Origin of the sequence: Herbaspirillum sp. meg3 (assembly GCF_002257565.1) — a bacterium.
In the GTDB taxonomy this organism is placed as follows: Bacteria; Pseudomonadota; Gammaproteobacteria; order Burkholderiales; family Burkholderiaceae_D; genus Herbaspirillum.
The window spans coordinates 4,645,588-4,658,693 of sequence record NZ_CP022736.1 but is presented as its reverse complement, the minus strand read 5'-3'; the positions used below and the strand labels follow the sequence as shown (position 1 = coordinate 4,658,693).

The window sequence follows — 13,106 nt, the reverse complement described above, 5'->3', positions numbered from 1 at the left end:
GCGCGGCAAGGATGTCGCCGCAGGGCAATTATCGGCTGAAAAGTCTCTGCATGCTTGGTTTGGCGCTGAAGCGGTAGAATACGCCCCTTCGAATATGAACCTGAAAATGAACTGCCGTCCTCAATGCGGTGCCTGCTGCACGGCGCCTTCCATCTCCAGTCCGATTCCCGGCATGCCCAATGGCAAGCCGGCGGGCGTGCCTTGCGTGCAACTGATGGAGGACTTGCGGTGTGCGATTTTCGGCCAGCCGGAACGGCCCGCGTGTTGTTCCGGTTTGCAGGCGTCTGCCGAGATGTGCGGCGATAGCCGTGAGGCGGGGATGTTTTATCTGACACGGCTGGAGCAGCTCACCGCGCCTTGATCTCCGGTATTTTTTGCGAGCACTATTTTTCCAGTATCGTCACCACGCAAGCCGCTTCTTCCAGTCCGTAAAATCCTCCGCCGTTTTCCGCCAGTCCCATTCTTGCGCCTTCCACTTGCCGTTGGCCGGCTTCTCCACGTAACTGCGTGACCAGTTCGTGAATCTGGATGGCGCCGGTCGCGCCGATTGGATGGCCTTTGGAGAGCAGTCCGCCGGAGACGTTGATCGGCAAGCGCCCACCCAGTTTGGTATCGCCGCTTTCGGCGAGCGGGCCGCCGTCGCCGTAGGCGCAGAAGCCGACGTTTTCGGCGTGCAGGATTTCGGCAATGGCAGAGGCGTCGTGCAATTCAGCGACGGAAATATCCTGCGGGCCGATGCCGGCCATGTCGTAGGCCTTGAGTGCGGTGAGACGGGTCAGGTGGCGGTCGTATTGTTCCGGCGTGCGTTCGGTGCCGCTGCCGACTGCGATGCCGCGGATTTTCACCGCACGCGATGCGTTACCCAATTTTTTCACGGCCCAATCCGACATCACGACCAGCGCACAGGAACCGTCGCTCATCGGCGCGCACATGGCGCGCGTGATCGGCCATGCAATCATTTTGTCGGCCAGTACTTCCTCGATGCTCATCGGCGTGCGGTATTGCGCCAGCGGATTGAATTGCGAATGCCAATGGTTCTTTGCGGCGACGGCGGCAATCTGGCGTTGCGTGGTGCCGAAGGTCTTCATGTGGAAATGCGCCTGTGCTGCGTAGATGTCCATGAACACGCTGCGTTCGGTGGCGTTGTTGGTCTCCGCCGCTTCCGGCGGGAGATCAAGCCCGGCGCCCATGGCCAGCAATTGCTGCATGTGGCGGTCGGCGAGGTCGCGATCCCAGCTACCCTTGAAGGCTTCGAACATCTCCTGGCGCTTGTGCGGGTAGTTCATCTTTTCCGTGCCGACCACCAGCGCTACTTCGTACACACCGGCGCGCACTGCTGCATAGGCTTGCATCAATCCCGAGCTGGAACTGGCGCAGGCATTGTCGGTGTTGAAGATCGGGATGCCTTCGAAGCCCATCGCGCGCAGCGAAGCTTGTCCGCGTACCCCATGTTGGCCTTCCAGCACACCCTGACGCGTGTTGCAGAACCACGCCGCCTCGATGGCATCCTTGCCGATACCGGCATCTTGCAGCGCCAGTTCGACTGCGGTGGCAGTCAGTTGTTTGACGGATTTGTCGAGATGTTTGCCGAGCGTCGTCATACCAATGCCGGCGACATAGACGGGTTTTGTCATGACGCGACCTGCAGGTAAAGAGGGAAGGGGCGCTACCGGTCGCGATTCAAACGCGGCCGGTAGCGTAAAACTGGCGGAGTGTGGCTGAGTTCTGCTTACTGCGGCAGCGCTTTGGCCGCAGCCACCACTTTGGCCGTATCGAAGTTGTTGATGCCGGCGATGAACTGATTGGTGTACAGGTCTTCCAGCTTGGGGCTGGTCTGGATGACGTTGTTAGCCTTCATGAAGGCCACCATGTTGGCGACGGCGCTGATCGGGATTTCCCCCCATTTGACGCCCGGTTCCAGCTTGAGGAATTCGCCGCGCGTCTGAATGATGTGCAGGCCTTGTTTGATGGCCGTCGCGTCATCCACGCTTGAGGGCTTGGTGAGCGGGAACACTTTCCAATGCACCTTCAATGATCCTTGGGGATTGGCGAGCGCGGTGACCGAGCCCATGGCAACACAGCGCAAGACTTTTTCGATGGTCTTGGGACGCTTGGTAATCATGTCGTCGCGCACGAAATACGATCCGCCGAAATTGAGCTTGTCGGCAAACGGCGACGAGAAGCGGCGCAGCTTCAGACCCATGTTTTCTGCTGTGGCAATTTGCGAATCCCAGGTGCCCCAGATGTCGACGCGACCACGCGACAACGCGGTGACGGCTTGCGCGCCGGACCCGGTTTCGACAAAGGTCACATCTTTGTCCGGATTGATGCCCGCTTCAGTGAGCATGCCTTTGAAGATCTGCACCATTTGCGAACCGTAGGACAGCACGCCGATCGTCTTGCCCTTGAAGTCGGCTATCGTTTTGATCGGCGACGAGTCGAGCACCACCGGGAACTGGAAGTTGTGGCGCATGTTGAGATACACCGCTTTCAGCGGCGCACCCTTGGTACGGGCAATGATTGCCGCCGCCGGGCCCATGTTGACCATGTCAGCCTGGCCGGTCAGCACGGCCTGCATGGCCGTGGTGGAATTGGTGGGCTGCAGCGTGACGTCGAGGCCGGCGTTTTCCCAGCACTTGGTGTAGATAGGGAGGGATGTATTGTTGACCTGCGACGCGTCGAGCACATCGGTACCGATCGCAATGGTGACTTTTTCTCTTTCCTGCGCCTGGGCCGGTACGACCACCAGGCTCAAACCCAGGCTGCCGGCGAAGACACCGGTGAGGGCGGTGCAGAGCGGCGTTGCGAATGCAGTGAATAGTCTTTTCATGACATGTCCTCTATGTTGTGACGAGCGCAATCCTAACTGAAGTGCCACCATACCCGCAGGTACGAATCTTTCGGTAAAGCGAGTAACTGATCGATTAATCAACGCCCTTGAAACTGCGGCCGTCTTTTTTCCAGAAAGGCATAACGCCCTTCCGTGAAATCTGCACTGGAAAACAATTGCGACTGGCCGTCGAGTTCCAGTCCCACCACATTTTGCAACGGCGCCGGCATGCGCGTGAGTGCGGCCTTGGTTAGCGCCACCGACAAGGGCGGTGCACCCGCAAATTGGGTCGCGATGTCGAGCGCACTCTGATGCAGTTCTTCCGAAGTGACCAATTGATCGGCGAGCCCGAGGCGCAGCGCCTCATCGCCGTCGACTACCACGCTGGTGAACAGCAGGCGGCGAACCTGTCCCGAGCTAACGCGCTGCGGCAAAGACCATAGCAAGCCCATATCCGCCATCAAGCCGACGTTGGAGAAGGCTGTGCAAAAACGTGCGCGTTCGCTGCACAGCACATAATCGCAGGCCAACGCCAATGACATGCCGGCACCGAATGCGGTGCCGTCGACGGCGGCGATGACGGGTTTGGAGAGTTCGGTAATCAGGCGCAGCAGGCGATGGGCCTGCGCCATGCGTTTGCGGCTGGCGAGCGTGTCGCCCGAAGGCAGGCTGGACAGGTCGCCGCCGGCGCAGAAGCTGCGATCGCTGCCGCCCAGGATCACGGCGCGGCAGTCGACATTTTCTGCGAGCCGCTCGAAGACGTCGATCAGGGCATCGCGCATTTCCGGCGTCAAGGCATTGCGCCGCTCGGGCTGGTTCATGCTGACCCAGGCGATGACGTCGGTATGCTCGACGGTGACGATGGCTTCCATGTCCGCTCCTCCTGATGTTGCTTGGCGCTGATCGGTGCTACCCGTGGGAAACGAGCCTTTTCTATTTCTTGTGGCTTCTTGGTTTTTTATATTCCGATGCTGTCGTGCCTGTCTCCGGTCAGTCTTCCCTGACCAGGCGTTTTGCCTTGTGCGTACTGCGTGTGAGCGTGCCGAAAGGCAGGACCTCTACGGCAGCGCCGACCTGCAACTTCTCTTTGATATCGCGCACCAGCTGTGCGGCCAGTTGGTCTGTGTCGGCAGACGCGTCGCTTTGTTCCACGCGCACGTGGAGGGATTTCATGAAGCCGCCGGCATCATAGACCGAGGCATTGATCACCAGCTGATATTCGTCGCCGAGACCGGGCGACTTGCGCACCACCTCTTCGACGGCGGAAGGAAAAACGTTGACGCCGCGTACCACCAGCATGTCATCGGCACGTCCGCGCACGCCGCCGAGCAGGCGCGCATGCGTGCGGCCACAGGTACAAGGTGTGGAATCGCGCACTACGATATCGCCGGTCCACCAGCGCACCAGCGGCCCGGCCTGTTTGTCGAGATGGGTCACCACCAGCACGCCGGGTGTGCCGTCGGGGACGGCCTGGCGGGTTTCGGCGTCGACCACTTCTGCATAGAGGAAATCTTCCGCCAGATGCAGTCCGGCCTGCGCGTCGCATTCGCCGGCAATCGGCTGAAATTCAAGGCAGCCGTAGGCATCATAGGCGCGCGCGCCCCACAGTTCTTGAATGCGTTTGCGCGTGGCGGGGATGCTGGCGCCGGGTTCGCCACCCATCATGATGGTGCGCACGGTTGACGTAGCCGGATCGCGTCCGCGCTTGCGGACTTCTTCCGCCAGATGCGTGATGAATGAGGGCGTGCCGCACAGTACGGTGCTGCCGTAGGTGAAGAGGGTATTGATCTGGCGTTCGGTATCCTGGCTGCCGGCCGGGATCACCATGGCACCGACGCGTTGATAACCGGCCGTGGCGCCGAGACCGCCGACGAACCAGGTGTAGCTGTACATGCATTGCACGATGTCGTCCGGGCCGATGCCCTGCGCGTGCGAGTGGCGTGCGTACATCGCGGCCCAACGGTCGAGATCGTGCTGGGTCCAGAATTGCGGCGTCGGCGTTGATGTCGTGCCGGAGGAAAAATGCATGCGCAGCACGTCGCTTCGCGGCACAGTCATGAACTGTCCGAAAGGCGCATCGGGACCGATGGAATTGACGTAGTCGGATTTGGTCGTGAACGGCAGCTTGCTCAGGTCAGCCAGCGAACCAAGTTCGCCGGCGTTCCAGCCTAGCCGTTTAAACAGCGGCGCATAGTACGCGCTGTCTTGTGCGAGCCGCGCCAACTGGGTTCGCAGCTTCGCCAGCTGGAATGATTCCAGCGTGGCGCGATCCCAGCTTTCGATGGGATCAAGATGCAAGGGCGCGGCGGCGAGGAGCGCACCGGAGCGCATTACTCCGCCCCAAGCCCGCGAATGGCAAAGGTGGCGATGGTGTCGGCGACGGAGAGCTTTTCAGCTTCGGTCTGATCGACGCGGGGACGGAACCAGATGGTAGTCCAGTTGAGCGCGCCGAAGAATGCCTTCACCACGATCTGCAGATCTTGCTGCGGCGCGTGGCCTTCTTCCATGACCAGGCGGATGGTGTCGCGGAACAGGTTTTCGTATTGATCGCGCAGTACCAGAATTTCGGACAGGACTTCGCGTTGGGCGGCAGTGGTTTCGCCGGCCAGATGCATTTCCAGACCTTGCACGGCGACGCGCTGGTACGGCAGGTGATCCATGATCACGGTAATGTGCGCCAGTGTCATTGCGCGCAGCTTGTCGATCGCCTTCTGATGCGACAGCGAGGCAGCAGCTTGCACGGCGGCCAGATCCATTTCCATGCCGCGCTTGTGTACGTCGAAGAACAGGTCGGCTTTCTTGCGGTAGTGATGGTAGATCTTGCCCTTGGTGGCGCTGAGAATATCAGCGACATCGTCGATGCTGGTAGCGGCATAACCTTTTGTCATGAATGCCAGAGCCGCTGCATCGAGAATCTCGCTGCGTGGATCTGTATCGTCTCCGGCAAATTCATTTGTTGTCGATGTGGGACGTGCTGTGTCGACCTTCATTATGCTTGCTCCTCATTATTAAACTCGGCATGTATCGCCCGTGCGAGCACCAGTCTCTGGATCTCCGAAGTACCTTCATAAATTTCGGTGGCGCGCTGATCACGATAAAGACGCTCGACGAGCGAAGGCTTCACGAAACCTTCCCCCCCAAATACCTGTACGCCGATATCGACTGCGTCATGGGCAGCCTCGCTGCAGAACAACTTTGCTTGGGCGCCGATGAGCGCGACATCCTGACCGGTATCGAAACTGCGGGCGGTCTCGTATGCAAGCATTCTACCTGCGGATAGCCGAGTTGCGACATCAGAAAGCTTGAAACCTATTCCCTGGTGGTCAACCAGATGCTGTCCGAAGGTGGTGCGAACCGCCGCACGGCGCGCCGCAGCGGTGAATGCCGCGAGTGCAATGCCATTCGATTGCGCCGCCACGACGACGCGTCCGACGTTCAACGCTTCCAGGGCGAGCTTGAGGGCTTTGCCGGGCGCGGCGATCATGCTTTCTGCCGGCACCCAGGTATTCAGCACGACGGTAGTGTTGACGGTGCCGCGCATGCCCATCTTGTCTTCGCGCGCGTCATCGCGTACCCCGTCGGCGTTGGCCGAGACGATAAAGGCGGCGATGCCTGCGCGTCCCTTGCCCGGCTCCGTTTGCGCAAATACCACGTAGTAGGCGCATTCGCCGCCGCCGCCAATCCAGCGTTTTTCACCACGCAGCCGCCAGCCGTCGTTTTCCGGAATGGCGAGCGTCTGCATGTTGGAAGGATCTGAACCTGCTTCGCGCTCGCTCAGCGCGAAGGAAATCGATTCACGCTTGGCGACGATAGAGCGGATGTAGGTGTCCTTTTGTGCGCATGTGCCGGCACGTAGCAGCGGCAATGCGCCCAGCTGCAAGGTTGCGACGATGCCGCTGGTGGACGCGCAGGCACGCGCTAGCTCTTCGATGACCGCGCAGAAGGCTATCAGCGATGCGCCGCCGCCGCCATATTCCTCGGGGATGAACATCGAGGCGATGCCGCTCTCGTGGAGTGCCTGAACGTTTTCGTGAGGGTAGCGTTGATCGCGATCGATCTCGGCCGCAAGGGGGGCCAACTGATCATGCGCAAGCCGGCGTGCAATGTCTCGCCAGTTACGAGCCTCCTCAGTAAGAGGAGGGTCCCAAATAATCGCCATCTTCTCTCCATTGCCGTGTGAGGTGCGGCTGCAGGTGTGTTGTAGCGCGGCTTTTTCTTATATTGACTTCGATCTAATATACTAAGTAGTATGATTGGAGTCAACCAACGTGCTTACTTGTTGGTCAAGCAGAAACATTTGCTTTCGCCAACTAGAACTCATTTCATCAATAGGCGTGAGTGCGAGCTTTTCCTGTTTGGGATGAAGTGCAAGGCGCGAATCGGGGTCAAGACTGGGTGTCTTGACCCCGATTCGTAACGCAGCAATTCGCCCAAACAGGCCGCTCCCTCCGGGTTCTTCCCAGAAAGGGCGCTGGCCGTGTTGCGCTCCTTGCGCGTGGCTTACCACGCGACGCGTCACGCGCCTTGCCAGCGCCCTTTCTGGGAAGAACGCATCTCACGCCTATTGATGAAATGAGTTCTGGATATTTAGTACACGCGTTCGCAATACTTTACACGCCAGCTAAAAATCTTGCCGGCGCGGACCCAGAAGGGGCGAGGAGACGGTCATGAGCGAAAAAGTTTATGTCGCCGGCGTGGGCATGATTCCCTTTGCCAAACCAGGTACGAGTGCGTCGTATGTGGACATGGGCGCAACAGCAATGCGTGCCGCACTCAACGATGCCGGGTTACGTTACGAAGCCATCGAACAAGCCTATGCCGGGTACGTCTACGGCGACTCCACCAGCGGGCAGGCGATGCTCTACGAAGTCGGTCTCACCGGCATTCCCATCATCAACGTCAACAACAATTGCGCCACCGGTTCCACCGCACTTTTTCTCGCGCGTCAGGCGATCGCTTGCGGCGCTATCGATTGCGCGCTCGTCGTCGGCGTCGAGCAAATGTCGCCGGGCGCGCTGAAGACCATCTACGCCGATCGGCCCGCGCCGCTGCAACGCTTTGCGGATGTGATGAAAAGCATCCAGGGATTCGATGACAATGCGCCGCGCGCTGCGCAATTTTTTGGTGGCGCCGGGCAGGCCTATCTCGATCAGTACGGCATCGCGCCGGAGACCTTTGGACGCATCGCGGTGAAGGCGCGCCGTCATGCCGCGCATAATCCCTATGCCGTCTTTCGCGCACCGCTGACGCTGGAAGAAGTGATGGCGTCACCGTCAGTGTTCGGCCTGATGACGCGCTTCCAGTGTTGCCCGCCGACCTGCGGCGCGGCCGCGGCGGTGCTGTGTTCCAAACGTTTTGCGCGCTGGTTCAAACTTGATGCCAGCGTCGCCATAGCGGGGCAGGCGATGACCACCGACCGGCCCGCATCCTTCGACAGTGGCAGGAGCGGTGATATGCGCAGACTGGTCGGCTACGACATGACGGCGACTGCAGTGGAACGCGTCTATGCCGAAGCCGGCGTCGGACCGGAAGACATCGACGTTGTCGAGTTGCATGACTGCTTCACCGCCAACGAATTGATCAGTTATGAAGCACTCAAACTGACACCACCCGGCACCGCAGAAAAATTCATCCTCGACGGCGACAATACGTATGGCGGCAAGATCGTCACCAATCCGTCCGGCGGTCTGCTGTCGAAAGGTCATCCGCTCGGCGCGACCGGTCTGGCGCAGTGTGCGGAACTGGTCTGGCAATTGCGCGGACAGGCCGGGCAACGCCAGGTCGACGGCGCGCGCTGGGGATTGCAGCACAATCTCGGCCTGGGTGGCGCCTGTGTCGTCACGCTGTATCAACAACAATAAAACACCAAAAAAATCGAGCGGCCCCATCACGTCACGCTATGTCACGCCATGGCAAGCCGCCTGTTCGCTGATTCTCTTTATTCACGTTTGAATCATTGAAGGAGACCGTATGAGCAGCAAGCTGGAAGGAAAAGTCGCCATCGTCAGCGGTTCGGGACGCGGCATCGGACGCGAGATTGCACTCAAGCTGGCGGCTGATGGCGCCGCGCTTGTCATCAACGATCTTGATGCCGCCGTCGCCGAGAGCGTCACGCAAGAAATCGTCGCCGCCGGTGGCCGCGCCACGACATGCGTCGGCAACGTCACTGCGCCTGAATTCGCCGCGCGCTTCGTCGACACCGCGCTGTCCACCTTCGGCCGTCTCGATATCATCGTCAACAACGCCGGCTACACCTGGGACAACGTGATCCAGAAGATGTCCGACGAACAGTGGGATGCCATCATGGATGTGCACGTCACGGCGCCGTTTCGCATCCTGCGCGCGGCATCAGAGTATTTTCGCCGCGCCGCGAAAGAAGAAGCCGAGCAAGGCCATGAAGTGTTCCGCAAGGTGGTCAATATTTCATCCGTGTCGGGTGTGATGGGCAACGCCGGACAAGCCAATTATTCCGCGGCAAAATCGGCGATCAACGGACTCACCAAAGCCCTGGCAAAAGAATGGGGGCGTTACAAGATCAACGTCAACAGCGTTGCCTTCGGCCTGATCAAGACACGCTTGACGGAAGCTGCCACCGGTGATGACGCCACCATCAATATCTCAGGACAAGAAATCAAGGTCGGCGTCAATCAGCAGTTGATGAAAAATCTGGAAACGATGATTCCGATGGGACGCGCAGGCACACCGGCGGAAGCGGCAGGGGCGGTGTATCTGTTCTGTATTCCGGAGTCGAATTACATCAGCGGGCAGATCGTGATTTGCGGCGGTGGCCGTCCTTAGAGGCTGTTGCAAAAACACGGAAGGGATGCAAGACGATTAGTGCTTGGCAGCATGCTCCTTGAGCATCTGCTTCGCAATCAGCAATTGCTGAATCTGCGACGTCCCTTCGTAGATGCGCATCACACGTACGTCGCGGTAGATGCGTTCGATGGGATATTCCGCCATGAAACCCGCGCCACCGAAAATCTGCAGTACGCGGTCGGCGACTTTGCCTACCGTTTCGGTGGCGAACAATTTGCAGCATGACGCTTCCTTGATCACCGGCAGTCCCTGATCGAAGCGGCGTGCGGTGTGCTCGAGCATGCAACGTGCGGCGAACAATTCCGTTTCGGAATCGGCCAGCATGGCTTGCACGAGCTGATGCTGCGCGATCGGTTCGCCGAAGCTGTGCCGTTGCGTGGCGTAGTTGAGCGCTTCTTCCATCAGGCGCAACCCGGCGCCGATGGCTGCGGCGGCGATACTGAGCCGGCCGCGGTTGAGTGACGACATCGCCAACGCAAATCCCAGGCCTGGTTCGCCAATGATGGCATCGGCCGGAATGCGGCAGTGCGCGAAGGTCACGTCGGCCGTATGCGATCCATGCAATCCCATTTTGCGATCAGTCTTGCCGATGTTGAGTCCGGGTGTATTGCGATCCAGCAGAAAGGCCGACAGACCGCGATGGTCGCGACTCGCCGGATCAGTACGTGCGATCACGGTGAAGACATCGGCCGACGGTGCATTGGTGATGTAGCGCTTGACCCCATCGAGCACCCAATGATCTCCATCGAGACGTGCGCTGGTGCGCAAAGCGGCGGCATCCGAGCCGCAGTCTGGTTCAGTCAGGCAGAACGACGCAATCATTTCGCCGCTGGCCAACTGCGGCAGATAACGTTCGCGCTGCGTGTCGCTGCCATAGGTCAGCAGACCGTGCGAGCCGACGCCGTTGTTGATGCCAATGGCAGAGCGGAACGACAGATTGGCGCGGCACAGCGCAATCAATACCGCGACCTCGTCCTCCATGCCCAGACCAAGACCGCCCCATTGCTCTGGAATACTCAGGCCGAACAAGCCCAGTGCCGCCATTTCGCCGAGGATGTCGTCCGGCACGCGGCCGTCCTGTTCAACCTGTACTTCAGCCGGTAGCAGACGTTCGGTGACGAAGCGTTCCACCGCTGTCACAAATTGGGTGCGCGTCTGTTCATCAAGCGGCATGGATCTTTTCCTTGTTGGTCTGTCCGCGCGTATAGGTATGCACGGACAGATCGGCAGCGTGCGGCGCAATGTCGGCCTGGCCGAAATTGAGTACGACGACGTCGCGTTCCGGCACGCTGCAACGAAACGCAATGCGACCGGCATCACGGCGCCAGATTTCGGTACGCAGGGTTTCACCGGGGAACACCGGCGCCGAGAAACGTGCGCCGATGGATTTGATCTCCAGCTTATGCAGCCAGCAGACGGTTTTCAAGATGGCGTGACCGGCGATGCCGAAGGTGCACAGTCCGTGCAGGATAGGGCGGTCAAAGCCGGCACGCTGCGCGACGTCGGGATCGGCATGCAAAGGATTGGTGTCGCCGGACAGACGATAGATCAGCGCCGCTTGTGGCAGGATAGGCAGATCGACGCAAAAGTCGGGCGGCGTTTCCGGCAGAGGAACCGGCGCCGGATGCCGGGTATGCGCCGAAGCGGGCGAAGGCATGCCTTCCACGCCGCCATCGCCGCGGCACATGGTGGTCATGCGCAGGGTACAGATCGGTTCGCCGCTGCTTTCTTCGGTGACAACGCGCTCCTGATAAATCAAGGCGCCTTTGCCCGGCCCCTTGTCGACGATATCAACGATGCGGGTATCGCCGATGAGGCGCGCGCAAACAGGCAGCGGCCGATGCAGGACGATTTGCTGTTCGGCATGTACTACGCGGGTCCAGTCGATGCCGGTCTCGGGCAGCTTCATCCAGAAGCCCGGATAGGCCAGCACCGCCGCCATGGTCGGCAGCACGCGCAGACCTTCTTCGTAGACGTAGTGCAATTCGTCGCGATCCAGCGGATTGGCGCCCAGGCCGATGCCCAGTGCATAGAGCATGCAATCGTGCGGCGTGACATGTTGCCGCGCGATAGGGATCTTCCAATGCATCAGCTTGCGATAGTCGATGGTCATGAGGCCTCGTCACAGGTGGTGTTCGAATACGATGACTTAGGGTGCGCACGAGAGAACTGCAGATACATCAGGGCGATGCAGGCGGGATGCCGCAATGCGGCTAAGGAAAATGAAGAATCGTCCTTGACATAAACATACTACTAAGTATGATTAATCAAAGTCAATAAAAATAAATACAGCGAACAAGGCTGTCTGGGTGGTCTGTCACGTCCGTGCCTGCCCGCCGGCCTGCTTTTTCAGGCATCGCTGCGCGGTGGTAGCGCAGCGTTATCGCTGTTGTCGCAGAATCGGCAGAAGTAGAGCACTCACAAAAATCAGAATCAGAGACAACTCAGTTGATAGCTCAAGTACGAACGGCAACTAGTTCGCGCATCAAAAAACTACGATTTATGGCGCAGTGCAGGTAAAGTACACGCGAGATTCACCGTGTGTACGAAGGAGACCATACCGATGCCTCACCCAGGAACGTTGATCCGTGACATGCTGGCCCGCGGCGGCGCCGTACCCGTGCCTGGCTGCTATGACCCGCTCGGCGCATTGCTGATCGAACAGGCCGGTTTTCAGGCCGCCTACATGACAGGATTCTCGCTCGCATCCAGCTATGGCAAACCGGACATCGGCCTGCTGACCATGACCGATATGGTGCAGCAGGCGGCTCGCATTGCCGAGGTGGTTTCGATCCCGGTTATTGTCGACGCCGACACCGGTTACGGCGGCGCGGCCAACATTGCCGAAACAGTCCGCGCCTTTGAAAAAGCCGGCATCGCAGGCCTGCATCTGGAAGACCAGATCATGCCCAAGAAATGCGGCGCCATGGCCGGCAAGAAACTGGTTCCCAGCGAAGAAATGGCCTTGCGTTTGCGCGCCGCGCGCGCTGGCCGCAAGAGCAGCGAATTTGTCATCATCGGCCGCACCGACGCCATGACCATCTACGGCCTCGACGAAGTCATCGTGCGCGCCAAAGCGATGGAGCGCGCCGGCGCCGATGCCATCATGGTGCCGTCGTTGAGCACCCCGGCCGAGCTCGAAGCGGTCGCCTCCAGCGTCAGGATTCCCGTGATGTATGTCGCCGCAGAAACAGTGCGTCCCAGCTACACGCAACAGCAATTGGCGCAAGCAGGCTTCGCGATGGCGTTGTATCCTTTATCGCTGATACAGACCACATTCAAGGCGCAGCAAACCATGCTGCGCAGCATGTTTGAAGCAGGCGACACCGCGCAACTGGTTGACGGCATGGCAAAGTTCGCCGATGTTGGCCGTCTGGTCGGCGTTGAGCGCGCCGCAGCCTTCGATGCGCAGTTGAACGAACCCGAAGTACCGACAGAATCCACCGGGAGCTAGCCG

12 protein-coding genes are annotated in these 13,106 nt (G+C 59.7%); 4 read left to right on the top strand and 8 right to left on the bottom strand.

Going from position 1 to position 13,106, the window contains the following annotated elements; translation table 11 throughout:
- Nucleotides 1-106 precede the first annotated feature (106 nt).
- Nucleotides 107-361: a YkgJ family cysteine cluster protein gene (locus tag hmeg3_RS24835; protein WP_157739319.1), complete on the top strand. Its 255-nt coding sequence runs from the start codon at nt 107-109 to the stop codon at nt 359-361.
- Between the two features lie 22 nt (nt 362-383).
- Here the strand turns inward: hmeg3_RS24835 and hmeg3_RS20970 are convergent, their stop codons facing one another.
- From hmeg3_RS20970 to hmeg3_RS20945, 6 genes are all read right to left on the bottom strand, one after another.
- Nucleotides 384-1,634, bottom strand: coding sequence for a thiolase family protein (locus tag hmeg3_RS20970; RefSeq protein WP_094565467.1), 1,251 nt, complete (start codon nt 1,632-1,634; stop codon nt 384-386).
- Between the two features lie 95 nt (nt 1,635-1,729).
- Nucleotides 1,730-2,830, bottom strand: a complete 1,101-nt coding sequence (locus hmeg3_RS20965) for an ABC transporter substrate-binding protein (protein ID WP_094565466.1) — start codon at nt 2,828-2,830, stop codon at nt 1,730-1,732.
- A gap of 98 nt (nt 2,831-2,928) precedes the next feature.
- On the bottom strand, nt 2,929-3,702 hold the full coding sequence (locus tag hmeg3_RS20960; RefSeq protein ID WP_094565465.1) for an enoyl-CoA hydratase/isomerase family protein: 774 nt from the start codon (nt 3,700-3,702) through the stop codon (nt 2,929-2,931).
- Between the two features lie 118 nt (nt 3,703-3,820).
- A complete protein-coding gene (locus hmeg3_RS20955; RefSeq protein ID WP_094565464.1) occupies nt 3,821-5,161 on the bottom strand; it encodes a phenylacetate--CoA ligase family protein in 1,341 nt (446 codons plus the stop codon).
- Nucleotides 5,161-5,820 (bottom strand): TetR family transcriptional regulator, encoded by a 660-nt coding sequence (locus hmeg3_RS20950; protein ID WP_094565463.1) that lies wholly within the window; start codon nt 5,818-5,820, stop codon nt 5,161-5,163. The genes hmeg3_RS20955 and hmeg3_RS20950 overlap by 1 nt, the downstream gene beginning before the upstream one ends.
- Entirely contained in the window at nt 5,820-6,989 is a 1,170-nt protein-coding gene (locus hmeg3_RS20945) for an acyl-CoA dehydrogenase family protein (protein ID WP_094565462.1), read from the bottom strand. Before hmeg3_RS20945 ends, hmeg3_RS20950 begins: the two co-directional genes overlap by 1 nt.
- A gap of 508 nt (nt 6,990-7,497) precedes the next feature.
- Here hmeg3_RS20945 and hmeg3_RS20940 point away from each other — a divergent pair.
- Together hmeg3_RS20940 and hmeg3_RS20935 are read left to right on the top strand one after the other, a co-directional pair.
- Entirely contained in the window at nt 7,498-8,691 is a 1,194-nt protein-coding gene (locus tag hmeg3_RS20940) for a lipid-transfer protein (RefSeq protein WP_094565461.1), read from the top strand.
- A 109-nt stretch (nt 8,692-8,800) separates the two neighbouring features.
- Nucleotides 8,801-9,628, top strand: a complete 828-nt coding sequence (locus hmeg3_RS20935; RefSeq protein ID WP_094565460.1) for an SDR family NAD(P)-dependent oxidoreductase — start codon at nt 8,801-8,803, stop codon at nt 9,626-9,628.
- Between the two features lie 36 nt (nt 9,629-9,664).
- Here the strand turns inward: hmeg3_RS20935 and hmeg3_RS20930 are convergent, their stop codons facing one another.
- Together hmeg3_RS20930 and hmeg3_RS20925 are read right to left on the bottom strand one after the other, a co-directional pair.
- Nucleotides 9,665-10,822 (bottom strand): acyl-CoA dehydrogenase family protein, encoded by a 1,158-nt coding sequence (locus hmeg3_RS20930; protein WP_094565459.1) that lies wholly within the window; start codon nt 10,820-10,822, stop codon nt 9,665-9,667.
- Entirely contained in the window at nt 10,812-11,762 is a 951-nt protein-coding gene (locus hmeg3_RS20925; RefSeq protein WP_094565458.1) for a MaoC/PaaZ C-terminal domain-containing protein, read from the bottom strand. The genes hmeg3_RS20930 and hmeg3_RS20925 overlap by 11 nt, the downstream gene beginning before the upstream one ends.
- A 450-nt stretch (nt 11,763-12,212) precedes the next feature.
- Here hmeg3_RS20925 and hmeg3_RS20920 point away from each other — a divergent pair, with 450 nt between their 5' ends.
- The gene (locus hmeg3_RS20920) at nt 12,213-13,103 is read left to right on the top strand and encodes an oxaloacetate decarboxylase (RefSeq protein WP_094565457.1); all 891 of its coding nucleotides are present in this window, start codon (nt 12,213-12,215) and stop codon (nt 13,101-13,103) included.
- Nucleotides 13,104-13,106 lie beyond the last annotated feature (3 nt).

What these genes read in the sequence shown, in the direction of transcription:
- hmeg3_RS24835 (WP_157739319.1), top strand. Translation starts at nt 107, where the DNA reads ATGAACTGCCGTCCTCAATGCGGTGCCTGCTGCACGGCGCCTTCCATC.
- hmeg3_RS20970 (WP_094565467.1), bottom strand. Translation starts at nt 1,634, where the DNA reads ATGACAAAACCCGTCTATGTCGCCGGCATTGGTATGACGACGCTCGGC.
- hmeg3_RS20965 (WP_094565466.1), bottom strand. Translation starts at nt 2,830, where the DNA reads ATGAAAAGACTATTCACTGCATTCGCAACGCCGCTCTGCACCGCCCTC.
- hmeg3_RS20960 (WP_094565465.1), bottom strand. Translation starts at nt 3,702, where the DNA reads ATGGAAGCCATCGTCACCGTCGAGCATACCGACGTCATCGCCTGGGTC.
- hmeg3_RS20955 (WP_094565464.1), bottom strand. Translation starts at nt 5,161, where the DNA reads ATGCGCTCCGGTGCGCTCCTCGCCGCCGCGCCCTTGCATCTTGATCCC.
- hmeg3_RS20950 (WP_094565463.1), bottom strand. Translation starts at nt 5,820, where the DNA reads ATGAAGGTCGACACAGCACGTCCCACATCGACAACAAATGAATTTGCC.
- hmeg3_RS20945 (WP_094565462.1), bottom strand. Translation starts at nt 6,989, where the DNA reads ATGGCGATTATTTGGGACCCTCCTCTTACTGAGGAGGCTCGTAACTGG.
- hmeg3_RS20940 (WP_094565461.1), top strand. Translation starts at nt 7,498, where the DNA reads ATGAGCGAAAAAGTTTATGTCGCCGGCGTGGGCATGATTCCCTTTGCC.
- hmeg3_RS20935 (WP_094565460.1), top strand. Translation starts at nt 8,801, where the DNA reads ATGAGCAGCAAGCTGGAAGGAAAAGTCGCCATCGTCAGCGGTTCGGGA.
- hmeg3_RS20930 (WP_094565459.1), bottom strand. Translation starts at nt 10,822, where the DNA reads ATGCCGCTTGATGAACAGACGCGCACCCAATTTGTGACAGCGGTGGAA.
- hmeg3_RS20925 (WP_094565458.1), bottom strand. Translation starts at nt 11,762, where the DNA reads ATGACCATCGACTATCGCAAGCTGATGCATTGGAAGATCCCTATCGCG.
- hmeg3_RS20920 (WP_094565457.1), top strand. Translation starts at nt 12,213, where the DNA reads ATGCCTCACCCAGGAACGTTGATCCGTGACATGCTGGCCCGCGGCGGC.